Raw genomic sequence first — 26213 nt, 5'->3', positions numbered from 1 at the left:
ACGAGGTCGTCATCCACGATGACGGCCCCGGGCGGTCCGGTTTGGGTGTTGCAAAGTGCCTGCGGGCTAGTCGAACTCGAACGCGTCGGCCAGGTTGAGCGCCTGCAGCCGGGCGATATCCTCCTCCAGCACCGCCAGGCTGCGATGACGCAGGAACACGGTGCAGCCATAGGTGGTGCCATCGGTGGTCATCGCCATGTGCTCGCCCAGCGGCGGCGCGACGAAGTAGTGGCTGAAACTGGCCAGGCCACGCACCTCCCGGTCGAAGCGAAACGCTTTGACACGCCCCGGGCGGGTCACCACGAAGGAGTAGTCCGCCACGGGTTGTTCGGCGCCGGCGCCGATGCGGGGCAACTGGCGCCAGCTGTCTTCCTGGGAAGGCCAGCCCCCCAGCCGGCACAGCTCGGGCAACGGCGTGCTGGCCAGGCGCGGCGACAGCTTGACCAGGCGTGGCCCATGCTGGGTGACCACCACTTCGGCATGCAGCGGGCCATGCACCATGCCCAGCCCGCTGGCCACGGCAGCCAGCCGTGGCACCAGCCCGTCGGGTAGCCGGGACGTGGGCAGGCTGGTGACCGCGGTTAGAATCCTGCGGCCTTCCAGATCCAGGGTGTAGCAGTGCCAGGCATCGCTGACGATGAACTGCCCCTGGGCGAACACACCATTGATGAACAGCGGCTCGCCCGGCTCGTGCTCATGCAGCAGGAACGGCCCCGCTGCACCCTGCATCGCCACCGCCAGCGCCGACGCATCGATGCCACCAAGCCCCAGCAGCAACGCCGAGCCTCGTGACGCCGGCGAAATCGACGGGCGCACCACCCAGGTCCGCCCGGCATCGCCCGGCAGTGCGTCCAACGACGTCAGCGCCTGCGCGGTGAACGCCAGGCCTGGGTCGATCCGGCTGACAGCGCGATGCTGCGCGCATTTGTCGTAGAACACCGCCGGATCGCAATCGGCGCTGAAGTAGCCAGCGGCGATGTTGGCGGCCATGACCTGGCGCAATTGCTGGTCATCGGCCGCCAACTGATACGCCGCCGGCACCTGGGCGTTGGCCGCGCGCATCACGTCAAGTCCTGCCGGGTCGGGCCACGGAAATGCACTGCATCGATATGGCAGCTGCGCGGCTGGGCCAGCACGAAGCGCATGGTTTCCCAGATGGAGCGCCCGTTGAGCAGGCGGCCTGCCGGGTCGACGGTTTCATCGAGGCTGGTCACCTCGAAGTCGGGCGGGTAGAAACCGGTGACGCGGATACCTTCCGGCGCCAAGTGGTGGGTCATGTTCTGGCAGAAACCGCTCATGCCGTGCTTGGCCGCGAAGAACGCCGGATGGGCGACGGAGTTGGTGAACTGCGGCACGCCGCACACCGAGACCATCGCCATGATGTCCGCCGCGCCAGAGCGGCGCAGGCTGGGCAGCAGTGCCCGGGTCAGGGTGATCGAGCCGGTCAGCCCGGAATTGATGGTGCTGACGATCTCTTCATCGCTGTCACCCTCGCCCAACGGCCCTTCGAGCCACTGCGCGGCACTGAGCACCAGGATATCCACCGGCCGCTCGTCGGCCTGCAACTGCTCAGCGAACGCACGCACCGAGCGGGCGTCGGCAATGTCGCAGGCATAGGCGCGGGCCGAGCCGCCTTCGCCCTGGATGATCTCGCAGGTAGCCCGGGCGCTGTCCAGCTGGCGTGCGCACAGGTCCACATGGGCGCCCTCGCGGGCCAGCCAGACCGAAACCGCCTGGCCAAAATCACGGCCACCCCCGGTGACCACTACACGTTTGTCCTTCAGCATTGTCTGCCTCCCTGTCTTGAAATCCGTCAACAGCCGGGGTGCGGCACCGTGCGGCTGCCCGAGAGCTTTTGCCCATGAAGCTGGTCGACGATGTAGTCCGCGGCATGCTCGGCCCACAGCCCTGGGGCGATGTACTGCGCATGGTCATCCGGCAGGCACTGGGCGAGCATTTTGGTGTTCACCCCGTTGCCAGGGTCCAGCGCCACCGCGTGCAAACCCTCCGGCAGGTCGGCGCTGAGCGAGCCGACCAACCCCTCCACCGCGAATTTACTCGCGCAGTACGGGCCGAGCCCCCAGGACGCCGAACGCCCCCAGCCGGAGCTGATGGCGACGAACAGGCCCTGGCCGCGGTCGAGCATCGCCGGCAGGAAGGCGTGCAGCGTGTTGACCACGCCCAGCACATTCACCTCCATCACCTGCGCCCATTCTTCCTGGCTGATTTCCCAGGCCGGCTTGCGCGCATTGATCACCCCGGCATTGCACACCACGATATCCATCGCCCCCTCGCGGCACGCTGCCTCGGCGAAGCGCCGCATGTCCTCGGGCACCGCCACCGAAGCACTGAACAGTGCCGGGTTGGCCTGGGCCGCCGGCGCGGCCTCGGCCGACAGCTGGCAGCCGAACACCTGGTGGCCGCGCGCGGCCAGCGCCTGGCTCAAGGCCAGCCCCAGGCCACGGCTCACACCGGTGATGGCGATGCGCAGCGGCCGCTGCGTGGTTGTGTTCATGAGTCCTCCTTGATCGTCTGGTTGCTCACGCAAAAGCGCGATACAGCGTTGTCCGCCAGCAGGTTGGGCACCTCACCGCCCCAGTGGCCCTCAGGCCAGCTGGCGCTGAGGGTCGAGCGGGCGATCAGCGCATGCCCACTGACGAAGATGAACGGCACCTTGCAAGCGATGGCGGCCTCGGCGTCGGCGCTGGCATCACCGAGGAACACGGCTTGCGCGGCGCTGCAGTCGTACTGCTCCAGCAGCGCGTTGATCGCCGCGATCTTGGTCACCGGCGAACCCACCACCCGTGCCAGCAGCCGATCCATCCCGCACTCGGCCAGCGCGGCATTGATCTCCGCCTCCACGCCGCCGCTGACCACCGTGCAAATGACCCCACGGGCCGCCAGCCGAGCAAGCAGGTGCGGCGCGCCAGCCACTGCCGGCGAATGCCGATAGTGCGCTTGCAGGTACTGCTCGTAGCGCTCGATGCTCGCCGCCACGAAATCTTCCTCCTGGGCCACCCCGATCAAGCGCTGGAAGGCTTCGAAGTGCCAGCGCCGCGGGCGACCGAAGTTGAGCCGGAAGCTGTCCTTGCAGCGCTCGCGCAGCACCGCCGGGTAGGCGGCCAGGGCGTGATCGACCGCGGCCAGCTTCACCCCGTTGGAGTCGAGCAGCACGCCGTCGCAGTCGAAGAACACCAACTTGCAGTCCGCCAGCAGTTCACCGAGTTTGACCATGTTCGTTCACCGGTAGTGGCTGAGAATGCTCGCGTCGAACTTGTGCGCCCCGGCATGCCCGGCGATCTTGCCGAGGATGTCGATACGCTCAAGGCCCGTCAGCGGCGTGCCTTCGAACAGGCGCTGGGCGTAGGTCGGGTGCACGTTGTGCCTGGCCTGGCTGCGATAGGTGGGCGAGTAGCCCCAGTTCGCCGTGAGCCTGAGCGGCTCGATGTGCGCCGCCAGGAACGCCTCGCACTCGGCCATTTCCCGTGTCCCCGACTTCAGCAGGCCGAGGGTTTCGGTCGGCGCGTTGCCGGCCCCTCGCCCGATCCCGGCGAACGTGCCATCGGCATGGCGGGCGCCAGCATCCAGCGCCGCCTGGGTATTGGCCACCGCCAGGCCATAGTTGTCGTGGGCATGGAAGCCCAGCGGCAACGGGGTCAGCTCCCGCGCCCGGCTGAACAGGCGATGGACCTGCTCCGGCAGCATGCGCCCGAAGCTGTCGGCGAAATACAACGCCGTGACGGGTTCGACGGCCAGCGCAGGCAGGTCCAGGGCCAGTTGCTCCGGCGTCAGTTCGGCGGCCTGCATCAGGTTGATCATTACCGCCAGGTCCTGCCCCGCCAACGCCTTGGCCAGCGCCAGGCTGCCCGCGAGCTGGCTGCTCATGGCCGCGATGCGCAGGATGGCGATGGGGAACGGCGAGCGCCGGATCGCCGCCAGAATCACCTCGGCGGCAGCCTGCACCGGCTGATCGAGGATGCGCCAGGCATCGATCATCACCGCCGCGCGCATCGGCCCCAGGTCGACCTGCTGGCGCTGCACATCGCTGAGCGACTCGGGCAGTGCCTTGAACGACCCGGGGTGGCTGACCCGCGCGGCGGGGTCCAGGTTCAGGTAGCCCATCTCGACAATGTCCACGCCGGTGGCCTGGCACATACCGAAATAGCGCCCGACCATGGCATCGGAAAACCGCCAGTCGGTCTGGAACCCGCCATCACGGAAGGTGCAATCCATCAACACGAATGACTGGTTGTGCGCGGTCATTTTTGTTGGCCCGCCGTTTCCAGGGTCCAGTCGTACACCTGCTCCAGGCGCCACCAGTTGAGGTCGGTGCGGTTGCCTTCGATGCGTTTGAGCAGCGGGTTGTCGTCACCGTGCATGCGGTCGTCCCAAGCCTGGATCACCGGGTGCACCGACAGGGCGTGGGTAAAGTCGCGCAGCGGGTCGAACTGATCGTGGGCTTCGACTTGCATGAACAAGGTGCGCGGCGGCAACAAGTAGATCGACATACGCTGCAAACCGATTTCACGCAGTACGCCTTGTTCACCGGCAATTTGCACGGGGACATCACGGTGCATGGCTTTATACAGTTCGGCGGCTTCGAGGCTGGTCAATTCAATGGAGAAACCAATACGCTGCATGAGTAACTTCCTTATTACTGGGTCACGAATTCGAAAAGTTGGTCGTAGACTTTTTCAACTTCTTTAAGGGTTTCCACATCCATGGTGAAATCCACGGGTGGGCGGATCAATGTATTGCTCATCAACCGGCGGCGTTTGAGCAGGTGTTTCGACAACTGCAAGTAACAGTCGATGCTCGCCATCATGTGGCACATCAGGTAGGACAGCGGGTAGGCGATGGCTCGGGCGGTTCGCTCGTCGCCGGCCTGCAATGCGCGCCACAGCGCCACGGTGATCTCGGCGATCTCGGTGGCCGGGATCACCCCCGCCAGGCCGCGCTGGTAGGTATCGACCAGCATCATGCCGCCGTCGCCCTCGAAGATCCGCGCCTGGCCGCCGGTGGCGTCGCGCAACAGCGAAACCTTGGGCGCGGTGGGCGCGGATTCGGGCTTGAACTGCACCTTCTGCGGGCCGAACGCCTTGAGCAGGCGGGCCTGCACGTCGATCGACAGCGGCCGCTTGGCCAGCGACTTGGCGTGGTGCACCAGCACCGGTATCTGCACGCTTTCGACGACATTGGCGAAGTAGGTGTACATCTGCTCGTCATCGAGCGCCCACATCGACGGGTGCATCACCAGCAGCGCGTCACAGCCGACCTGCTCGGCCTGGCGCGAATATTCGATCGCCTGGGCGATGCTCTCGCCACCGGTGCTCATGATGGCCAGGCCCTTGTCGCCGGTCTGTTCGGCGATCAGTTCGGCTACGCGGAAGCGTTCGCTGGTGGTCAGCCGCGAGACCTCGGAAATCTGCCCGATGACCACGCCGTCGCAGCCGGTGTGCAGGATGTGTTCGACCTGCAGGCGCAGGGCCGAGGTATCCAGGGAGAGGTCGTTGTTGTACGGCAGGATGGCGACCGGAAGGACACCTTGGATGGGGAGTTGCGTCATGCCTGATATTCCTTATCAAAGTTTGACGTTAACAACTAGCAGACTCGCTACTTACACCACGCCCACCATCTAAGACGGCACATACGCCCTCTGTTTTTGGCCAGCATGCCTGGCGATCCGCAACAAGGCGGATACGTCTGAAAGTGTTAAGCGCAAGGCACCGACTTTATTCGTCAAGGTCGGGTGTTCAACTACTGACTCACTCGGGAGTGCGGGGTATCCGTGCAACTTTCTCACTAGTCACTTGGTGCACACCGAAGTCGGGGGCAAGTAAATGGCGGGGGGATTTTTTTGTCGATCCGGCATTTGTATCAAAATAAGACAAATGTGAATTTACAAATAAACACACGTTAAAACTGTTTTCTATATTTCAGTTTGTTTCAGACATGTAACTGGATTTAAACATTTTGATTCCCGCAAAAGCGCCGTGCTAGAGCGCTTTCGAAGAATGGCCTCGCGTAAGGTATGCATTTGAAGCCTGAGGGCAATGACAGTTCTGCTGAACGAATGAATCCAAAGGGCCGGAAACTTGCCCTTGCACTTCATCCATTTGGCTATGTGGAGAAAAGTTCGCCGTTAGTAGGGGGTTGACTTGCTAGAAGTTGGGCGAAAGGCCCACTCTCGTGCCGGCTGGCAGCTACGGTTGCACGCGGTACCTGTAGGAGCGGATTCATCCGCGAAGCAGGCGCCGCAGTGTCTGGCACCGGCCTTGCCGGTGTTCGCCAGCAAAGCTGGCTCCTACGGTTGCGCGCGCTACCTGTAGGAGCGGATTCATCCGCGAAGCAGGCGCCGCAGTGTCTGGCACCGGCCTTGCCGGTGTTCGCCAGCAAAGCTGGCTCCTACGGTTGCGCGCGCTACCTGTAGGAGCGGATTCATCCGCGATACGCCGCGCGGGCGGCGCTCGATCTCATAGACGCTGCAACGCTAACGCCGAACACCTTGAAAAGCCTGGAGCCTGACAATGTTTATGTCACACACCCACGTGTAGGCATGGAGCGACTTGCCGCTAGGCAACGTCCGAACGGGGCATCGGAACGGTCCGGCATACGCGGAGCAGACCATGGCTTAGGATCTTGTCGTTCGACGGGCAGGACTAACCCTCATGGCATCACTTGATCCTGGAATACTTTCTGAAATGGAGGTTGCCCTCACCGCGTTCGTCACGGTGGACATTGTCATTTCAATAATGCTCAGGCGTTACCTGGCACAGAGAGGTTTTTTCTGGGCGGGTGCCATAACCAGCTATCTCTACAACACCCAGATCGGCGCACTGTATCTCTACATGGCGCTCCACAGGCAGTTCCTATTGGTGTTTGACATCACAGAACTGTACGAGTGGCTTTGGCCCGCCTCGTTGGTCTTCTATTTCTTCATGGTGTTTTTCCACAGCTGGGCATTTTTTGGAGGCACGCAACGATAAACCATGGAAGCCTTCATCCACTTGATACTCGTGTTGATGGTGCTCTTCGCGCCTATCGCCTTGGTCACACTCTTGGCCATCCTGGTCAGCCCTTATTGACCTTGCCTTATCGAGACTGCCCGGCAGTCTCGATAAGTGATGCGCTTACTTGCCTTGGCTCAACCCCAACTCCATGTCATCGATCAGCCCCTTGGCCAGCCCGCTGAGAATCCGCGCGGCGCTGCTGGCCATGAGGTCTCCTTCCATCTCCGCTTCGGTGGTGAAATGCGCCACGCACCCGAGCAGCATCGACAGGTCGCTGAAGGCGTGTTCGAAAGGAATACCGGGCTGGATACGGAAGATCTCGAGGCAGGTGGTCGTGCCCTGGGTCGGGCCGGGCTTGAAGTCGTCGCTCATACTGGCGCCCCCTTGGCCCGGGCGTGGCGGACCAGCGCGATGACCAGTTGAGCGAGGATTTCGGCGCTGTCCATCATCACGTCCAGGCGTTCGTCGCGTGGGCAGTGGGTGTAGGCGTGGATGGTGTCGCTGAGGGTGTGCATCAGCTTGTTGGCGTGGGCCATGGCTTCCTCGGGGGCGAGGTCGCTGATGATGGTGACAAAGGGGATTGGATAAGGTGGGTCAGGTACCAGTTTTTTCATGGTGTTCTCCTCAAGAATTACAGGGAGACAACCACCTCCATCCTTCTCACAGACAAGGGTGGCAGCCGTACGCATGGTGAGAAGACCGTGTAGACACCATGAAAAGCCACGGCCAGACCGAAGCCTGCACGCGCACGACTGCCATGAAAATGGAAAGCCAAAATGGTGAATACAACGGGCTTCTCACACCCGGTCGCCAAATTTGACGACCCAGCGACGTTACCCTCGGAGTAATTTCCAGCCAATTCGGAGCCTTCCGGCAGGCGCGTAGGATAGTTCCCAAGCGATGCCAGGCTGAAGGATTTGGTTTCAAGTTCGGAAATGTCTGACGGAGGTTAGGCGTTGGCCTTTCGAGGTGTTCGCCGGGGGAGTTGCAGCGAGCATGAGACCGAGCGCCGCGCGAGCGGCGCTCGATCGCCCTCAGAACCCCATGCTGAAGCTCACCACCACCCCATGGTCGCGGTTCTCGTTGGACAACTGCCCGGAATACCCAACCCCAAGCTTGCCACTGGCGCCCACACTCAGGTCCAGACCAGCCTCGACCACCGCCGCATCCTTGGCAATCGGCACACCCTCGGTGCTGAACCCGGAACCCCCATCGATAAAGCGCAGGTCGGCATCCGGCTTGTCATCCCCAAAGGCATGGCGCCAGCCCACGGACAGCCGTGGCGTGATCGTGCCGCCGCTGTCGAGCTTGATGTGCTTACCCGCCCGCACGCCCAGGGTGGAGTAGGTCACGTCCTGGTCGACCTTGCCCTCCAGCCGCCCTGCCCCACCCTTCTCATGGGCAGTGTCGCTGTCGTAGTTGACGTAGGCCAACCCGGCGAACGGCTCCAGGGCGATACCACCGGCATCGATGGCATACCCCACCTCGCCGAACACCTGGGCGCTGCGCGCCTTGTACTTGGCCTTGAGCCGGTCGTCGTAGCTGCCCACCGCGACATCGCGCTTGGTATCGATGTCATGCCAGGCATAGGCCACACCCAGGCGTGCGGCGAAGGCGTCCAGCTGGTAACCCAGGTAGGTGGTCAGGTGGTAGCTGTCGACGGTGGCGTCCGAACGGCGACGGTGAGCGTCGATGCTGGAGCGGGTGTAGCCCGCGGCGACACCGACCTTCCACTCATCATCCAGCGCACGGTCCACGCCCAGCATGAAGCCCGACAGGTCGCGGTCGACGCTGGCATGGTTGCTGTTGCCGTCGTAGTCCCCCCAACCGCCGATGGCGCGGATCCAGCCCACGGCCTGGCCTTGGCAACCTTCGCTGGTGAGCTGCTGGTTGGCGGTGGGCGCCAGGGTGCGCCGTGGATCGTTCTCGCGGCTGCAATCGGCCTGGCGCAGGCGGTCGTTGACCGCGTCGCGGATGTAGCGCGAATCCTCGATCAGCACGGTCGCGGTGCTGGCGTGGATCTCGCCGGACAGGCTGTCGAAGGCACTGCGCGCCGAATCGCGGTCCATGGTCACGAGGGTGTTGCGCAGCACGGCCGGGGCGCCGGCGCTTTCCAGGGCGGTGGCGACACCGCGCTGGTTGCCGGAGGCGGCAACATCGGCGAACGAGGTGCCGTTGCGGCTGACCGACAGGATCACCTGGTTGGCGCCATAGGCCAGGACGCTGTTGAGGAACGCCGAATTGCTCAGGTTGGTGCCAGCGAAGGTGCCATTGATGCCTCCACCCGCGCTGACCACGGTGTACACCCCGTCGTCATCGTCGAGATTGAGCACCTGCAGGCTGCCGCCAAGGTTGGCGGTGCCGCCCACGTTCAGGTAGTTCACCGGTTCCACGCCGAGGTCGATCACCAGGGTGCCGCTGGGGCCATTGGTGAAGTTGCCGGTCACGTTCAGGTTGCCGCCAGGCCCAGGCATCACCGTGCCGTTGTTGACCAGCCCGCCGACGGTGCCGTTGCCAGTCAGCGCGGCACCGTTGGCCACGGTCACCTGGGCACCGAGGGTGGTGCCCGGATGCGCCGCGTCACCGACCTGGAGCACGCCCTGGTTGACGTTGAACGCACCGGTGGTGGGCTGGTTGCCAGTCAGCAGCAGGGTGCCGGCCCCTTGCTTGGTGGTGGTGCCGGTACCGCTCAGGGTGCCATTGAAAGTGCCGTTGGCCGATTGCTGGAACACCAGGCTGGCGTTGTTGAGGATGTTGCCTTGCAGGCTGGTGGTGTTGCCCACCAGGGTGCCGCCGCTGACGGTGGTACCGCCGCTGTAGGTGTTGGCGCCACTGAGCACCAGGGTGCCGGCGTCGAGTTTCTCGATGCCGCCGGTACCGACCAGCGGCGCACTGACCACGGCGGTGGCACCGGCATTGACCCGCACCGGCGCCAGGCCACCATCGGCCTCGTTGACCGGGGTCAGGCTGCCGCCCGCCCCCGGCACCACTTGGTAGCCGTCGCTGAGGAACTGCATGCCGGAAAACGACTGGTTACCCACCACGGTGACGGTGCCCGGCGCGCCGCCGAACACGGCGTACTGGCCGCTCCAGCCGGTGGACGTGGTGCCGGATGCATTGGTCCAGTTGGTGTTCGGGCCCCAGGTGCCGCTGCCGCCACCGATGCTGCCGTCGGGGTTGGTCTTGCCGCCGTTCCAGAACAGCAGCTCTTCACCGTAGTTCTGCACCACCAGGTTGAGCTGGTTGGCGATGGCGGTTTGCAGGCCGAGGTCGGCCAGGGCCACGCCGCCGGGGATGGCGCCGAACACCAGGCCGTTGTCGGTCAGGCTGCCGCTGTAGCTGAACAACTGGTAGACACCAGTGCCGAAGCCACCGAGGTCGGTGATGTTCAGCGTGCCGTCGAGCACCAGGTTGCCATTGACCTTGACCACCGTGGTGGACGCGGCCGGGGCACCAAGGCTGAAGTCCAGCGCGCTGCCCGAGCTCAGGTTGAGGTTGCCCACAGTCAGCGGCGTGGCGCTCTGGCCTGCGACCAGGGTGGCGCCATCGGCGATCTGCACGGTGCCGCCGTAGGTGCCGCTGCCGCCCAGGCGCGCGCCAGTGGCGACCTGCACGGTGGCGCTGTCGAGGCGGCCATTGACCATCAGGCTGCCGGCGTTGACGGTGGTGGCGCCGGTCAGGCCGTTGACGCCGGTCAGCAGCAGTTCGCCGCTGCCGGTCTTGGTCAAGGTGCCGTTGCCGGTGAGGTTGCCGGTGTAGCTGCCGTTGGCGTTCTGCTCGAAGGTCAGCGCCGCGTTGTTGAGGATGGCGCCTTGCAGGCTGGTGCTATTGCCCACCACGCTGCCGGCGTTGATCTGAGTGCCGCCGGTGTAGCTGTTGGCACCGCCCAGGGTCAGCTGGCTGGTGCCGTTCTTGACCAGGCCGCCCGTGCCGCTGATAGCACCGTTGAGGGTCAGGGCGTTGCCGCCGCCAATGGCCAGGGCGCCATTGAGCACGGCGTTGTTGGCCAGGGTGACCGCCTTGTTGCTGTCCAGTGTGGTGCCGGTGGCGGCGGTCAGGGTGCCGCTGCCCAGCGCGCTGTCGTTGCCCACCACCAGGGTGCCGCCGTTGAGCGCGGTGCCGCCGCTGTAGCCGTTGGCGACGTTGAGCACCAGGGTGCCGGCGTCTTGCTTGGCGAGGCTGCCGGTGCCGTTGAGGGCGACGTTGAGGGTGGCGGTGACACCCGTGTCGACCCGCAGGTTGGTGGCGCCGTTACCCAGCAGTTCAGCCGCGGCGCCCGCGTTGAGCACATAGCCATTGGTGCTGAACTGCAGGCCGGTGATGGTGTGGCTGCCGTCGACGGTGACGGTGCCCGGGGCGCCCTGGAACACGGCGAAGGTGTCGTTCCAGGTCTGGTTGAGCACGCCGTTGGCGTCGGTCCAGTTGCTGTTGACGGCGTTCCAGGTACCGCTGCCGCCGTCGATCAGGCCGTTGGCGACACTCTGAATGCCATCCCAGAACAGCACGTTGCTGGCCCCGCCGACCACCAGGTTGACCTGGTTGGCGACGGCGGTCTGCACGGTCAGGTCGGTGACCGGCACTGGCGCGCTGCCGATGGCCAGGCCGTTGTTGACCAGGCTCCCGCCATAAGCGAACAGGCGGTACACGCCGGCGCCGAAACCACCGATATCGCTGACGTTGAGGGTGCCGCCCAGGGTCAGGTTGTTCGCCACGTCAACTAGCGCGGCGGCGCCACCGACCGAGGCACCGAGAGCCGCGTTGAAGCTGGAGCCGTTGTCCAGCGTCAGGTTGCCCGCGCTCAGGGTGGCACCGCTGGTGGCCGCGAGCGCACCGCCGCTGGCCACGCTCACCGCGCCGCCGAGGCTGCCGGCGCCAGACAGGGTGGCGCCGCTGGCGACGTTGACCGCGCTGCTGGCCAGCGAGCCGTTCACCCGCAGCCGGCCGGCCTGCACGTTGGTGTTGCCGGTGTGGCTGTTGCTGCCGCTGAGCGACAGGGTGCCGGTGCCCCGCTTGTTCAAGGTGCCAGTGCCCGCGATATTGCCATCGAACACCCCGCCTTCGACGTTCAGGCTGTTGCCGGTGGCGATCTGGATCGCGCCGGTGCCGCCGATGTCGCCGAGGGTGGTATTGCCGTCGAGGTTGAGGTGGGCGCCGGTGCTGACGTTCAGCGCGCTCTGGGTGCCCAGGGCGGTGGTACCGATGGTGCTCAGGCTGCCGGAAAGGATGTTGAGCACGCCGCTGAAGGTGTTGTTGCCCGACAGGGTCAGGTCGGCCAGGCCGCTCTTGTTGAGCGTACCGCCACCGCTGAGCACACCACCCAGTTGCAGGTCGTTGCTGCCCAGTACGTTGAGGGTGCCGCTGACATTCACCGGGTTGGCCAGGCTGACGGCGCTGGCGCTGTCGAGGTTGGCATTGCCGGTGACGTCCAGGCCCCCCGTGCCCAGGGCGGCGTTGTTGCCCACCACCAAGGTACCGGCCTGCAGCTCGGTGCCGCCGCTGTAGGTATTGGCGCCCATCAGCGCGAAGCGCGCGGCGCCGGCCTTGAGCAGGCGGCCGGCGCCGGCGACGGTGCCGCCAAGGGTGAGGTCGTTGCTGCCCAGCACCGTGAGCGGGCCGGCGAGGTTGACGTTGTTGCCCAGGGTGACGGCCTGGCTGCTGTCCAGGCTGGTGCCGCTGGCGGCGTTCAGGCTGCCGGTGCCCAGCGCGGTGTTGGAACCCAGCACCAGGGTGCCGCCGTTGAGCGCGGTGTTGCCGGCGAAGGTGTTGTTGCCCCCCAGCGCCAGGCGTGCACTGCCGGCCTTGAGCAAGCCACCGGCGCCGCTGATGTTGCCGTTGAGCGCCAGGTCGTTGCTGCCGGCAATGTTCAGCGTGCCACTGAGCACGACGGCGTTGCCCAGGGCTACCGCCGCGTTGCTGTCCAGGGTGGTGCCCGCAGCGGCGTCGAGCGCGCCGCTGCCCAAGGCGTTGTTGTTGCCCAGCACCAGGGTGCCGCCGCTGAGGCGGGTGCCGCCGCTGTAGCTGTTGCTGCCATTGAGCACCAGGGTGCCGCTGTCGAGTTTGTTCAGCTTGCCGATGCCGGCGAGGCCGACATCGAGGGTGGCCGTCACGCCGGGGTCGACGCGCACGCTGGTGTCGCCACTCGTGCCGTTGATCAGGTCGAGCACCCCGCCGGTACCGCCCAGCAGGCGATAGCCGTTGGTGACGAACTGCATGCCGTTGACGGTCTGGCTACCGTCGACGGTGACATCGCCCGCCGTGCCTTGGAACACCGCGAAGGTGCTGCCCCAGGTGCCGTTGGCCGCGCCGTTGAGGTCGGTCCAGTTGGTGTTGGTGGCGTTCCACACACCCGCGCCGCCATCGACCTGGCCGTTGGCCACGCTCTGGCTGCCGTCCCAGAACTGGATGTTCAGGCCGGCGGCGCTGACCAGCAGGTTGACCTGGTTGGCCAGGGCGGTCTGCAGGGTCACATCACCAAGCCCGACGCCTAGCGGCAGGTTGCCGAAGTCCAGGCCATTGTCGGTGAGCGCGCCGGTGTAGTCGAAGACCCGGTACACACCGTTGCCGAAGCCGCCGATGCTGCCGACGTTGAGTGTGCCGTCGAGGGTCAGGTTGCCGCCGACGTTGAACAGCGCAGTACCACCCGTGGACGGAGTGCCCAGACCGACATCGACGATCGAGCCGCTGTTGAGCACCAGGCTGCCGAGGCCCAGGGTGCTGCCGCTCTGCCCGGCCAGGTGGCCGCCGTTGCTGATGACCACCGCGGCATTGGCGGTGCCGCTACCGGTCAGGGTGGCGCCGCTGGCGACGGTCAGCAGGTTGCTGCCCAGGGTGCCATCGACTTTCAGGGTGCCGCCGTTGACCTGGGTGTTGTCGGCCAGGTTGCCGGTGCCCGTCAGGGTCAGGGTGCCGGTACCGACCTTGGTCAGGCCGCCCAGGCCGTTGAGGCCGCCGGCGAAGGTGCTGCTGAGGTTGTTGCTGCCCAGGCTCAGGACGCTGCCGACACCGACATCGACTTGGCCGCTGCCGGTCAGGCTGCCGAGACTGGCATTGCCATTGAGGTTGAGCTGGCCGCTGGCACCGACGTTGAGGGTGTCGACGTTGGCCAGCACGCCGCTGCCCAGGGTGGTGAGGGAGCCGGCCTGGATATCGACGTTGCCGGTGAAGGTCTTGACGCCTACTAGGGAGAGGTCGTCGACGCCGGTCTTGACCAGGTTGCCGCTGCCGCCCAGGTCGCCGCTGAGGATCAGCGCGTTGGCGGCTTCGACGGTCAGGTTGGCGCCGTTGCTCAGGGCGATGGTGTTGCCCAAGGCCATGGGCGAGCTATTGGCCAGGGTGGCGTCGGCGGTGACCGCCAGGGTACCGGTGCCCAACGCGCCGCTGCTGCCCACGGTCAGGCGCCCGGCGTTGAGCTGGGTGCCGCCCTGGAAGCCGTTGTTGCCGTTGAGCGTGAGGTTGCCGCTGCCATTCTTGACCAGCCCGGCGGTGCCGTTGAGCACGCCGCTAAGGGTCAGGTCATTGCTGCCGGCGACGGTGAGGCCGGCGTTGAGGGTGACGTTGTTGCCCAGGGTGACGTTGCTGCCGGCGCTCAGGGTCGAGGCCCCGGCGACGGTCAGGGCGCCCTGCCCCAACGCGTTGTCGTTGCCGACCACGAGCTGGCCGGCGCCGAGGGTGGTGCCGCCGAGGTAGCTATTGGCACCGTTGAGGGTCAGGGTGGCGGCGCCCGATTTATTCAGGCCGCCGACGCCATCGAGCACGCCGTTGAGGGTGAGATCGGCGCTGCCCGGTACGTTGAGCGTGCCCCCCAGGTGCACGGCATTGGCCAGGGTGACGCCCGCGCCGCTGGCGTCGAGGCTGGTGTTGGCGCCGGTGCTGAGGTCGCCGCTGCCCAGGGCGGTGTTGCTGCCCACTACCAGGGTGCCGCCGTTTAGCGTGGTGCCGCCGCTGTAGGTGTTGCTGCCGTTGAGGGTCAGGCTGGCGGCGCCGTTCTTGACCAGGCTGTTGTTGCCCGCGATCACACCGTTGAGGGTCAGCGCCTGGCTGCCGCCGAGGGTGAGGTTGCCACCGTTCAGGTTGATGGCGTTGGTCAGCGCCAGAGACTGGCTGGCGTCGAGGGTGGCGGCACCGGTGACGGTCAGCGCGCCGCTGCCCAGGGCGCCGGCACTGCCCAGCAGCAGGCTGCCGGCCTGCAATGCGGTGCCGCCGGTGTAGGTGTTGTTGCCGTTGAGAATCAACTGGCCGCTGCCCGACTTGTTCAGACTGCCCCCGCCACTGATGACGCCGTCGAGGGTCAATGTCTGGGTGTTGTCGACGCCAAGCGTGGTGCCTGCCCCAAGGCCGATGGCGTTGGCTACTTGCAGCACCCCGGTGGTGGCCAGCGTGCTGTTGCCGGTTACCGCCAGGTTGCCCGAGCCCAGGGCGGTGTTGTTGCCCAGGGTCAGGGTTCCGGCGCCGAGGGTGGTGGTGCCTTGGTAAGTGTTGGCGGCATTCAACGTCAGGTTGCCGCTGCCAGTCTTGGTCAGGCCGCCGGTGCCGCTGATCACGCCGCTCAGCGTCAGGTTGTTGTTGCTCGGCAGGCTCAAGGTGTCGTTCAGCGCCACCTGGTTGGCCAGGGTCAGGGGGCCGGTGGTGGCCAGGTTGCTGGCGCCGCCGACGGTCAGGGCGCCAGTGCCCAGGGCCTGGCTGTTACCCAAGGTGAGGGTGCCGGCATTGAGGGTCACGCCACCGGCCAGGGTGTTGGCGCCGCTGAGGGTGAGGTTGCTGGCGCCGTTCTTGGTCAGGCTGCCGGCGCCGGTGACCAGGCCGCTCAGGTCCAGGTCGTTGCTGCCGGCGATCGTGAGGTTGCCCCCCAGGTTGACGGTGTTGCCGATGTTCAGCGCCGTGGCGCTGTCGAGCGTGGTGCCAGCGGCCGCGTTGAGCTGGCCGAGACCAAGGGCGCTGGCACTGCCGAGCACCAGGGTGCCGGCATTGAGGTTGGTGTTGCCCAGGTTGCCATTGGTGCCGTTCAGGGTCAGGGTGCCGCTGCCGGTCTTGGTCAGGCCGCCGACACCGGTGATGTTGCCGCCCAGGGTCAGGTTCTGCGCCCCGGCGATGGTCAGGTTGCCGGCCAGCGCGACCTGGTTGGCCAGGGTGACGTTGGCATTGCTGCTCAGGGTGGTGCCCCCTACGGCATTCAGCGCGCCGCTACCCAGTGCCGTGTTGCTGCCCACCACCAGGGTGCCGCCGTTGAGGCTGGTGATGCCCTGCTGGCTGTTGCTGCCGTTGAGGGTCAGCGTGCCGGCACCGGCTTTGATCAGGTCACCGGTGCCGCTGAGCACACCGTTGAGGGTAAGGTCATTGCTGCCTGGCAGGGTGAGGTTGGCGTTCAGGGCGACGGTATTGGCCAGTGCCAGGGTGCCGGTGCTGTCCAGGCTGGCAGCGCCCGTGACGCTAAGGCCGCCTGTGCCCAGGGCCTGGGCGTTGCCCACGGTCAGGGTGCCGGCACCAAGGCTGGTACCGCCACTGTAGGTGTTGGCGTTGCCAAGGGTCAGGTTGGCGCCACCGGCCTTGATCAGGCTGCCGGCACCCGAAACGACACCCGACAGCCCAAGGTCGGCGCTGCCACCGACGGTCAGGGCGCCCCCCAGGGCAAAGGCGTTGCCCAGGGTGACAGCCGTGTTGCTGTCCAGGCTGGTGCCAGCGGCTGCGCTGACCGCCCCGGTGCCGAAGGCCGTGTTGTTGCCAACGATGATGCTACCGCCGTTGAGCACGGTGCCACCGCTGTAGCTGTTGGCCCCGTTGAGCACCAGGGTGCCGCTGTCGAGCTTGGCCAGTTGGCCGCTGCCCGAGAGGCCGACGTTCAGCGTGGCGGTGACACCCGGATCGACCCGCACGGTGAAAGCGCCGTTGCTGCCGTTGACCAGGTTCAGGCCACCGGTGCCGATCAGGCGATAGCCGTTGGTGACGAACTGCAGGCCAGTGGCGGCCTGGGTGTCGACCACGGTAACGTCGCCCGCGGTGCCCTGGAACACGGCGAAGTCGCTGGCCCAGGTGTTGTTGGCCACACCGTTGATATCGGTCCAGTTGGTGTTGACGCCGTTCCAGGTCCCCGTGCCGCCGTCGATCACACCGTTGGGCACGCTCTGGGCACCGTCCCAGAACTGCACGGTGCCGGTGGCGCCGCCGACCAGCAGGTTGATCTGGCTGCCGATGGCGGTCTGCACCTGCAGGTCGCCCGGCAACACGCTGCCTGGCACGGTACCCAGCACCACACCGTTGTCCACCAGGGCGCCGGTGTAGTCGAACAAGCGGTAGATACCGGTGCCGAAGCCGCTGATATCGCTGACGTTGAGGGTACCGTCGAGGGTCAGGTTGCCGTTGACATTGACCAGCGCGGTGCCGCCGGTTGCAGGCGAACCCAGGCCGAAATCGAGGATCGAGCCGCTGTGCAGGGTCAGCGCGCCGGTGGCCAGCGTGGCGCCGCTATTGGCCAGCAGGTGCGCGCCGTTGGCGATATCCAGGGCACCCAGCAGGCTGCCGGTCCCGCCCAGGCTGGCGCCACTGTTGACCTGCACGTTGGCGCTGGCCAGGGTACCGGTGACGTTGAGCAGGCCGGCGTTGACCGTGGTGTCGCCCGCCAGCACGTTCACGCCCGACAGTTCCAGGCTGCCCGTGCCGTTCTTCACCAGCCCGCCAGCGCCCGCCAGCACGCCGCTGAAGACGTTGTTCAGGTTGTTGCCCCCCACGCTCAGGTTGCCGCTACCGGCCACGTTCACCGTGCCCGCACCGCTGAGGCCACCAACCCCGGCGCTGGCGCCCAGGTTGAGGCTGGCGCCGGCACCGACATTGAGCGACGAGGCATTGCCCAGCCCGCCAGTGCCCACGGTGTTGAGGCTGCCACCGAGCAGGTCGATCGCGCCGCTGAAGGTGTTGTTGCCGAGCAGGGTCAGGTCGGCCAGGCCGTTCTTGATCAAACCGCCCGTGCCGCTGAGGGCACCGCTCAAGGTCAGGTCGTTGCTGCCACCGAAGGTGAGGTTGGCGCCCAGGCCGATGTCGTTGCCCAGGATCAGCGGGGCGCTGCTGTCGAGGCTGGCGGCACCGGTCACGTTGAGGGCGCCGCTGCCCAGGGCGCCGCCATTACCGATGACCACGCCACCGGCACTCAGGGTGGTGCCGCCGGCGTAGGTGTTGACGCCGTTGAGGGTCAGGGTGGCGCCGCCGTTCTTGACCAGTTGCCCTGCCCCACTGAGCACGCCGCCCAGGGTCAGTGCGTTGCTGCCGCCGAGGGTGAGGTTGGCGTCGAGCACGACGTTGTTGCCCAGGCTGATGGCGCTGCTGTTGTCCAGGCTCGCGGCGCCGCCCACGGTCAGGGTACCCGTGCCGAGCGCGCTGGCGTTGCCGAGCACCAGGCCGCCTGCGTTGAGCAGGGTGCCGCCGGCATAGCTGTTGAGGCCACCGAGGGTGAGCGTGGTGCTGCCGTTCTTGATCAGCCGGCCGGTGCCGTCGATCACGCCGTTGAGGCTGAGGTTGTTGCTGCCGGCCAGGGTGAGGTCGGCATCAAGGGTGACGGCGTTGCCGACACTGAGCGCCGCCGTGCTGTCCAGGCTGCCGGCGCCCGCCACGGTGAGCTTGCCCACGCCCAGCGCGGCCGTGTTGCCCAGCACCAGGCCGCCGGCATTGAGGGTGGTACCACCCAGGTAGGCGTTGGGGCCGGACAGGGTCAGGGTCGCGCTGCCGTTCTTGACCAGGCTGCCCGCGCCGCTGACCAGGCCACCGAGGCCGAGGTTGGCGCTGCCACCGATGGCCAGCGCGCCGGTCAGGTTGATGGCGTTGCCCAGGTTGACCGCGCTGCTGGCGTCCAGGCTGGTGCCACCGGCGGCATTGAGCGCGCCACTGCCCAGCGCGGTGTTGCTGCCGACCACGATGGCGCCGGCGTTGAGGTTGGTGGCACCGGCCTGGGTATTGGTGCCGGTGAGGGTCAGCGTGGTGCTGCCGTTCTTGGTCAGGCCACCGACCCCGGTAATCACGCCACCCAGGGTGAGGTCGTTGCTGCCGGCGAGGGTGAGGTTGCCGGTCAGGTTGAGGGCGTTGCCGATGTTCAAGCCGGCGACGCTGGTGTCGAGGGTGGTGCCCGCCGCGGCGTCGAGGGCCCCGCTACCCAGTGCGGTGGCGCTGCCCAGCACCAGGGTGCCGGCGTTGAGCGTGGTGGTGCCGCTGTGGGTGTTGCTGCCCGAGAGGGTGAGGCTGGCGCTGCCGTTCTTGGTTAACCCGCCGGTGCCGCTGAGGTTGCCGGCCAGGACCAGGTTGTTGGCGCCGGCCAAGGTCAGGTTGGCGCCGAGGGTGACGCCGTTGTTCAGGGTGAATGCCGTGGTGTTGGCCAGGGTCGAGGCGCCGCCGACGGACAACGCGCCGGTGCCCAGGGCGGTTGCGCTGGCCAGGGTCAGGGTGCCGGCATTGAGGTTGAGGCCGCCGCTGAAGGTGTTGCTGCCCGCCAGGGTCAGGTTGCTGGCGCCGTTCTTGACCAGTGCGCCAGTACCGCTGATCACACCGCCCAGGGTGGCGGCATTGCTGCCAGGCAGGGTCAGGGTGTTGCCTCCCAGGTTGATGGCGTTGCCCAGGTTGACCGTCGCGCCGGCGTCGAGGCTGGCGTTGCCGCCCAGGCTGAGCGCGCCGGTGCCCAGGGCATTGTTGTTGCCCACGGTCAGCACGCCTGCGTTGAGGGTGGTGCCGCCGCTGAAGGTGTTGCTGCCGTTGAGAGTGAGGCCGGCGCTGCCATCCTTGACCAGTGCACCTGTACCGCTGATCACACCGCCCAGCGTAGTGGCGCTGGTACCCAGCAGGTTCAGGGTATTGGCGCCCAGGTTGATCGCGTTGCCGAGGTTGACCGCGGTGCTGGCGTCGAGGCTGGCGTTGCCGCCCAGGGTCAGCGCGCCGCCGCCCAGGGCGTTGCTGTGGCCGACGGTGAGCTTGCCGGTATTGAGCGTCAGGCCGCCGCTGAAGGTGCTGTTGCCGTTCAGGGTCAGGTCGCCGGCGCCGTTCTTGACCAGCGCCCCGGTGCCGCTGATCACACCGTCCAGGGTGGTGGCGCTGGTGCCCAGCAGGTCGAGGGTGTTGGCCCCGAGGTTGATGGCATTGGCCAGGCTGACTCCGGTGCTGGCATCGAGGCTGGCGTTGCCGGTGAGTGCCAGGGCGCCGCTGCCCAGCGCGGCGCTATCGCCCACGGTGAGCTTGCCCGCGCCCAGGCTGGTGCCGCCGCTGAAGGTATTCACGCCATTGAGATTGAGGTCGGCGGCGCCGTTCTTGACCAGGCTGCCGGTGCCGCCGATCACGCCGTTGAGCGTCAGTGCGTTGTTGCCAGGCAAGGTCAGGGTGCTGCTGCCCAGGTTGATGGCATTGGCCAGGGTCATGGCCGCCGTGGTGTCGAGGGTGCCGTTGCCGGTCAGGCCCAACGCACCACTGCCCAGGGCGCTGGCATTGCCCAGCGTGAGGGTGCCGCTGGCCAGGGTGGTGCCACCGCTGTAGGTGTTGACGCCATTCAGGGTCAAGCCCCCGCTGCCACTCTTGACCAGCGAACCGGTGCCGCTGAGTACGCCACCCAGGGTCAGGGCATTGCTGCCGGGTAACGTCAGCGCGGCGTTCAACGCTACGGCGTTGTTCAGTACCAGGGGCACGCTGCCTTGCAGGCTGCCCGCGCCGCTGACGGTGAGCGCGCCGCTACCCAGCGCCGCGGCGCTGGTCAGGTTGAGCCCGCCGGCAGCCAGGGTGGTGCCGCCGCTGTAGGTGTTGGTGCCGCCCAGCGTGAGCAGGCCGGCGCCGGTCTTGGTCAGCCCGCCGACACCCGAGACCACACCGTTAAGGGCCAGGTCGTTGACGCCGCCGACACTCAGGCCGGCGTTGAGGGTCAGGGCATTGGCCAGGCTCAGCCCGCCGACACTGCCCTGCAGGCTGCCACCGTTGGCGGTGATACCACCACTGCCGAAGGCGCTGGAATTGTCGAAGCTGAGCGCGCCGCCGTTGAGGGTGGTCTGGGTGGTGCCATTGAGCACCTGGCCGATCAGGCTCCAGGTGCCGCTGTCGACGATCAGCCGGTTGAAGTTGATGTAGTTCGTAGCGTTGATCGTGCCGCTGCCACTGGTCCCGCTACCGCCGCCGATGGCGTTCTGCAACGCCAGGGTGTTGGTGCCACCGGCGCCACCATCGATCTTGCCCGCTGGCGCATAGGCCAGGTTTGGGTTGCTGGTGACCAGCAAGGCCACGCCGACCCCGAGCCCGGCACTGACACTGGAGCCGGTGATGGCGTTGAAGCGGTTGGTGCTGTTGGCGCCCATCGCCAGGCTGCCGGTCAGGGTGCCGGCGTTGGTGAAGGTGTTGCCCGCCGCCGAGGCCTCGAACGCTGCCCGGCCGAGAATGGTGCCGGTGTTGGTGAAGTTCACCGTGCCGCCGCCGGTCACGGCGATGACCGGGGTGTCCTCGCTCACCAGGGTGAGGCCGAGCAACGCCGAGGAGCCGATGCTGCCAGCGTTGCTGATGGTGGTGGTACCCGCGGCGCCGTTGCGCGCATCCAGCGCCATGCCCGTCAGGTTGAGCAGGTTCACCCCGAGCAACGCGCCCGTGCCCTTGATCACGCCCGTGGCGTTGTTGTTGATGTTGAGCGTGCTGCCAGTGCCGGTGTTGCCGATCAGCAAGGCGGAAGACTGGATACTCAGCAGCCCCAGCAAGGTCGGGTCGATGGTGCCGGAGTTGTTCAGCGTGTTGTTGTTGCCGGCCAGCGATAGAGAGGTGCCGCCCACGCCCAGCAGGGTGCCCAGCGAGGCACCGGGGTTGACGTTGACCGTGAGGCCACTGCCGCCGTTGGTGTAGCTGGGCGCCAGTGGGTTGGCCGCGCCGTTGCAGGTAATGATGGACCCGGCTGCGCTGCAGACGGCCAGCGCCTGCTCGCTCGTCAGGCCAAAGGCCAGGGCGCCGACCCCCAGGCTGACGGCCAGGGACAGTTGCGAGAAACGGGCGGGGAAACGGGAGGCGGCACGTCTGTCCACGGAGAGCTCCTTCGTGGATCAGGCAATTCAGTCCTTGAATGCGTGTGCAGCGGGGGCGAGAAAGAGCAGCGAAACACGCGACGGCCGAAACGCCTGATCAATGGCTACGAATTTCCTTTGAGGAAATGTGTAGCCGCTGTAGGACGGGCAGTACGGCGTTGGAGGGGAGCAAATGGTGTTAATACTTTTTCAAGGCGGCACGTGTTTCGCGGGTTTCAAGAGGCTTCTGGTTGGATCCAGCCGACGAACGGTCATGTCACTTTGCCAAAGCGTGAACAGGTTAGACGTTTGTAGGAGCGGCTTCAGCCGCGATGCTGGCATCGCGGTATGCGGCACCCGCGTTGCGGGTGATCGCGGCTGAAGCCGCTCCTACAGAGGTTTCATACGCCGGGTCAGGCCACCTCGGCGCCGTCATCCGGCCAGTGCGGCTCGTTGGCCCCTGGCGGTGTCAGCGGTGGCAGGCCATAGGCCGCGCGGGCATCGTCGCAGCTGGGGTTGTGCACCCCGTTTTCCCACGACGCATCGAACTCGCGGCACGGGCTGGAGCGGTTTTCATAGATGGTGCAGGCCACCTGCGTGCCGATCTCGCCACCCAGGCTGACGCAGCGGCAAGGCTTGGCGTCGGTGCCGATCATGGCGACGCGGGTCGGGTTGATCTGCACCACCAGATCGTCGGGCACCACGCCGCCGGCGGACTGGCATTCACCCCAGAAGAAAGACACACGAAAGTAGCCGCAGCAGGCGCCGCAGGTCAGGCAAGGGTTCTGTTCGGACATGATGGCCAGGGAGGGAGGTTGTTGTTATGAGGGCGAGCGCCCGCGGCGCCATTTGTAATCCAAGCGCGAACGGCTGAGAAGAGGGGGCATGCAAAAAAACATCGCCGCCGATCGGCGGCGCTTTACCGGTAGGCGCCGGCCTTGCTGGCGAACACGCAGGCAGGGGTTCGCCAGCAAGACTGGCTCCTACACGGACGGGGTTACTTGCTGATCAGGCCGTCGGCCCGGAACATCTGGCGGATGCCGCGGATGGCCTGGCGAATGCGGTCCTGGTTCTCGATCAGGGCGAAACGCACATGGTCGTCACCGTAGTCACCGAAACCGATGCCCGGCGACACGCAGACCTTGGCCTCGGCCAGCAGTTTCTTGGCGAACTCCAGCGAGCCCAGGTGCGCGTAAGCCTCGGGGATCTTGGCCCAGACATACATCGAGGCCTTGGGGTTCTCGACCATCCAGCCCAGCTCGTGCAGGCCCTTGACCAGCAGGTTGCGGCGCTGGCGGTACTGCTCGGCGATGTCGCGCACGCATTGCTGGTCGCCTTCCAGGGCGGCGATGGCCGCCACCTGCAGCGGAGTGAAGGTGCCGTAGTCGTGGTAGCTCTTGATCCGCGCCAGGGCGCTGACCAGCTCCGGGTTACCCACCATGAAGCCGATGCGCCAGCCCGCCATGTTGTAGCTCTTGGACAGGGTGAAGAACTCCACCGCAATGTCCTTGGCCCCCGGCACCTGCATGATCGATGGGGCCTTCCAGCCGTCATAGACGATGTCGGCGTAGGCCAGGTCGTGCACCACCAGCACGTCGTACTGTTTCGCCAGGGCCACCACGCGCTCGAAGAAGTCCAGCTCGACGCACTGGGCGGTGGGGTTGGACGGGAACCCCAGGATCATCATCTTGGGTTTGGGGATCGACTCGCGGATCGCCCGCTCCAGTTCGTTGAAGAAGTCCACGCCCGGCACCAGCGGCACGGAGCGCACCTGGGCACCGGCGATCACCGCGCCGTAGATGTGGATGGGGTAGCTGGGGTTGGGCACCAGCACGGTGTCGCCATGGTCGAGGGTACCGAGCATCAGATGCGCCAGGCCCTCTTTCGAGCCAATGGTGACGATGGCCTCGCTCTCCGGGTCGATCGCGACGTCATAGCGCTCCTTGTACCAGTTCGAGATGGCACGGCGCAGGCGCGGGATACCGCGGGAGGTAGAGTAGCCGTGGGTGTCTTCGCGCTGGGCGACCTGCACCAGCTTCTCGACGATGTGCGGCGGGGTGGCGCCATCGGGGTTGCCCATGCTCAGGTCGATGATGTCCTCGCCACGGCGACGGGCGGCCATCTTGAGCTCGGCGGTGATGTTGAAGACGTACGGGGGGAGACGATCGATGCGCGCGAAGCGGCGCGGCGAACCTGGATTGGCCATGTGTTCCTCTGCAGACGTAAGCGCCCGGAACCGTCCGAGCGACGTTGGCCGCTGCGGCGGCCGAATCAGAAGATAATCCCGCACAGCAAATTTCGTAAAGGATAATTTTCTGTTTTATTAGAATTTTTCAGGCGTATGAATTGAATAATCCACAAATACAGAATCAATGAGCGCGAATTCGATCGGCGTTTTCGCCGGCAAAGCCGGCGAATGGGCCAGTGCAGTCACACAGGATGGAGCTGGATCAATACACCTGAACCCGCCACAGCTCACGCGACGCCGAGGCCGGGCTCATGGGCAAACGCCCGTGCAAGGTCAGGTAGTTGTCGATCAGCACCAGGTCACCCGCCGCCCATTCATGGGCAATCAGGCAGTGCGGGTCGTAGACCAGCCCGTCCAGTTGTTCGATCAGCTCGCGCTGGAACACCTCGTCACCGCCCTGCACCTGCTGCTCCAGGGTCTGCAGCGATGACTCGCAGCCTTCCTGGTAGCGCAACACCGGCTCGCCGCTGCGAGGGTCGCGGTCCACCAGCGGATAGGTGCGCGGTGAGCCGCCAAAATAGGTCATGCGCGTGTAATAGGTGATATCGACGCCCTGCCATTGCCGGGCGGTCCGCAGGCCGACCTTGGCCAGGGCATTGCGGCTGTCGACGATAGTGGTCTGCCCTTCCCCGGGCTGCGGCGGCGTCTTGCAGTAGAGCATGAAGGTGTGCGCGCAGAACTTGGGGTCGCGCTGCACCAGCGGGTCACTTTCGGGCAGCAGGTTGAGGTCCCAGTGCAGCGGTGTCTTCTCCAGCGAATGCACCACCCCTTGCGGCTGGTCGGCCGGCTTGACCACGTGCACCTCGCCAAAGGCCCAACGGTAGATGGTGCCGAAGCGCGCGCAATCGGCGGCGAAACTGGCCTGGTCGGCGTACTCGCAACCGCGCAGGCAGACGAAACCGAAACTGCGCACCAGCGCTTGCAGCGTCTCGGTGGACAATCGCTCGAAGCCCAGCCCCATGGGGTCGCTGACCACCAGGCCGAACAGGGGCAGCTTCTGCAATTCGAAGCGATAACCTTGCAGCGCTTCACCCTGAGTTTCGTGAAGCAACCATGGCCGCCCCTGCCAGGTCACCTGCACATGCCGGCTGCCGTCGATCTCGGCGCGGCCGCACAAGGACTGGCCGCCATCGAGCTGGCGCACCGGCACCGCGTGCCAGGGGCTGATCACATGGTGCAGGCCGTCGGCCAGGGCCAGGGTGAACTTGGGCCCGGCATTGTCGTACTGGTGCACGGACAGGCGAATGTGCTCGGGGAAGAAACGCTCCACCGCGGCGTTGAGGGCCTGGCCACGCAGCATCATCTGGTAGGCCTTGTGGCTGATCTGGCGCAGGTGCTCGTCCTCGTCCTGCCCCGGCTGGCGACACAGGCGCAGGTCGTTGTAGAGGTGGCTGCACAGCTTGTCGTGGCTACGGGCCAGGCCTTCGTCCTGCTGGCACTGCTCGATCAACGCCTCGACGTTCTTCCAGGGCAGGCGGGCCTGCTTGACCAGCGTCGCACGCAGCGCTTCGGGGCTGCTGGCCTGGGGGAACAGGTCCTCCATGCTCACCCAGCGAATGCTGTGGGTGACGCACAGGGTGCGCAATGCCTGGTTGTAATGCCGGCGAACATCGTCGGGCACACCGACGATATCGTTGAAGGTGGTGCCGTCGCTGAGGATGACGATCTCGCACCCCGGTGCGTGCAGGGCGGCGATCTCCTGGCCAAGGCGGTCAAGGCGCTCGATGGCCATGACCTCGCCGTAGTCCGGCAGCACGCCAAAGGTCTTGTCGCGATCGTTCGGCGACTTGCAGGGGAAACCCGGCAGCACCATGCGCACGGGCTCACCACGTTCGAAGCAACGTGCCAGGTCCTTGGCCAGGTGCACCTTGCCGGCATCGGCGAAGCGATCGCCCTCGACCTTGAGCAGGTAACCGTCCAGCACCTGGCTGACGGCCGAAACCCAGCTGTCTTTGTCTTGCATCT

14 protein-coding genes are annotated in these 26213 nt (G+C 66.2%); 1 reads left to right on the top strand and 13 read right to left on the bottom strand.

The window, feature by feature from the left end; all coding sequences use genetic code 11:
- Nucleotides 1-66 precede the first annotated feature (66 nt).
- Genes IM733_RS23970 through IM733_RS23940 form a run of 7 tightly spaced genes read right to left on the bottom strand, consistent with a single transcriptional unit; the run spans nt 67 to nt 5566 of the window.
- Entirely contained in the window at nt 67-1062 is a 996-nt protein-coding gene (locus tag IM733_RS23970; protein ID WP_248918759.1) for a hypothetical protein, read from the bottom strand.
- Entirely contained in the window at nt 1062-1787 is a 726-nt protein-coding gene (locus IM733_RS23965) for an SDR family oxidoreductase (RefSeq protein WP_248918758.1), read from the bottom strand. The genes IM733_RS23970 and IM733_RS23965 overlap by 1 nt, the downstream gene beginning before the upstream one ends.
- Before the next feature lie 26 nt (nt 1788-1813).
- Nucleotides 1814-2515 carry an SDR family oxidoreductase gene (locus IM733_RS23960; RefSeq protein ID WP_248918757.1) on the bottom strand — a complete coding sequence of 234 codons (702 nt, stop codon included), beginning with the start codon at nt 2513-2515 and terminating at the stop codon, nt 1814-1816.
- A complete protein-coding gene (locus IM733_RS23955) occupies nt 2512-3234 on the bottom strand; it encodes an HAD family hydrolase (RefSeq protein ID WP_248918756.1) in 723 nt (240 codons plus the stop codon). The genes IM733_RS23960 and IM733_RS23955 overlap by 4 nt, the downstream gene beginning before the upstream one ends.
- 6 nt (nt 3235-3240) lie before the next feature.
- Nucleotides 3241-4263: a homocitrate synthase gene (locus IM733_RS23950; RefSeq protein WP_248918755.1), complete on the bottom strand. Its 1023-nt coding sequence runs from the start codon at nt 4261-4263 to the stop codon at nt 3241-3243.
- Complete coding sequence (locus IM733_RS23945) at nt 4260-4640, bottom strand: L-rhamnose mutarotase (RefSeq protein ID WP_248918754.1); 381 nt, start codon at nt 4638-4640, stop codon at nt 4260-4262. Before IM733_RS23945 ends, IM733_RS23950 begins: the two co-directional genes overlap by 4 nt.
- 14 nt (nt 4641-4654) lie before the next feature.
- On the bottom strand, nt 4655-5566 hold the full coding sequence (locus IM733_RS23940) for a dihydrodipicolinate synthase family protein (protein WP_248918753.1): 912 nt from the start codon (nt 5564-5566) through the stop codon (nt 4655-4657).
- A 1102-nt stretch (nt 5567-6668) separates the two neighbouring features.
- Here IM733_RS23940 and IM733_RS23935 point away from each other — a divergent pair.
- A complete protein-coding gene (locus IM733_RS23935; RefSeq protein WP_248918752.1) occupies nt 6669-6986 on the top strand; it encodes a hypothetical protein in 318 nt (105 codons plus the stop codon).
- A gap of 144 nt (nt 6987-7130) precedes the next feature.
- Here IM733_RS23935 and IM733_RS23930 read toward each other — a convergent pair whose 3' ends face one another.
- From IM733_RS23930 to IM733_RS23905, 6 genes are all read right to left on the bottom strand, one after another.
- On the bottom strand, nt 7131-7382 hold the full coding sequence (locus tag IM733_RS23930) for a DUF3077 domain-containing protein (RefSeq protein WP_248918751.1): 252 nt from the start codon (nt 7380-7382) through the stop codon (nt 7131-7133).
- Nucleotides 7379-7624, bottom strand: a complete 246-nt coding sequence (locus IM733_RS23925; protein WP_248918750.1) for a hypothetical protein — start codon at nt 7622-7624, stop codon at nt 7379-7381. Before IM733_RS23925 ends, IM733_RS23930 begins: the two co-directional genes overlap by 4 nt.
- Before the next feature lie 420 nt (nt 7625-8044).
- Entirely contained in the window at nt 8045-22021 is a 13977-nt protein-coding gene (locus IM733_RS23920) for an autotransporter-associated beta strand repeat-containing protein (RefSeq protein WP_248918749.1), read from the bottom strand.
- Between the two features lie 392 nt (nt 22022-22413).
- Nucleotides 22414-22797, bottom strand: a complete 384-nt coding sequence (locus IM733_RS23915; protein WP_248918748.1) for a YkgJ family cysteine cluster protein — start codon at nt 22795-22797, stop codon at nt 22414-22416.
- Between the two features lie 200 nt (nt 22798-22997).
- Complete coding sequence (gene alaC / locus IM733_RS23910) at nt 22998-24206, bottom strand: alanine transaminase (protein WP_213659651.1); 1209 nt, start codon at nt 24204-24206, stop codon at nt 22998-23000.
- 244 nt (nt 24207-24450) lie between these two features.
- Nucleotides 24451-26211: an isocyanide synthase family protein gene (locus IM733_RS23905; protein WP_248918747.1), complete on the bottom strand. Its 1761-nt coding sequence runs from the start codon at nt 26209-26211 to the stop codon at nt 24451-24453.
- Nucleotides 26212-26213 lie beyond the last annotated feature (2 nt).

It is taken from the genome of Pseudomonas entomophila, from assembly GCF_023277925.1.
GTDB classification, from domain to species: Bacteria; Pseudomonadota; Gammaproteobacteria; order Pseudomonadales; family Pseudomonadaceae; genus Aquipseudomonas; species Aquipseudomonas entomophila_D.
The sequence above is the reverse complement of the archived record's forward strand: the minus strand, read 5'-3'. Positions and strand labels throughout refer to the sequence as shown.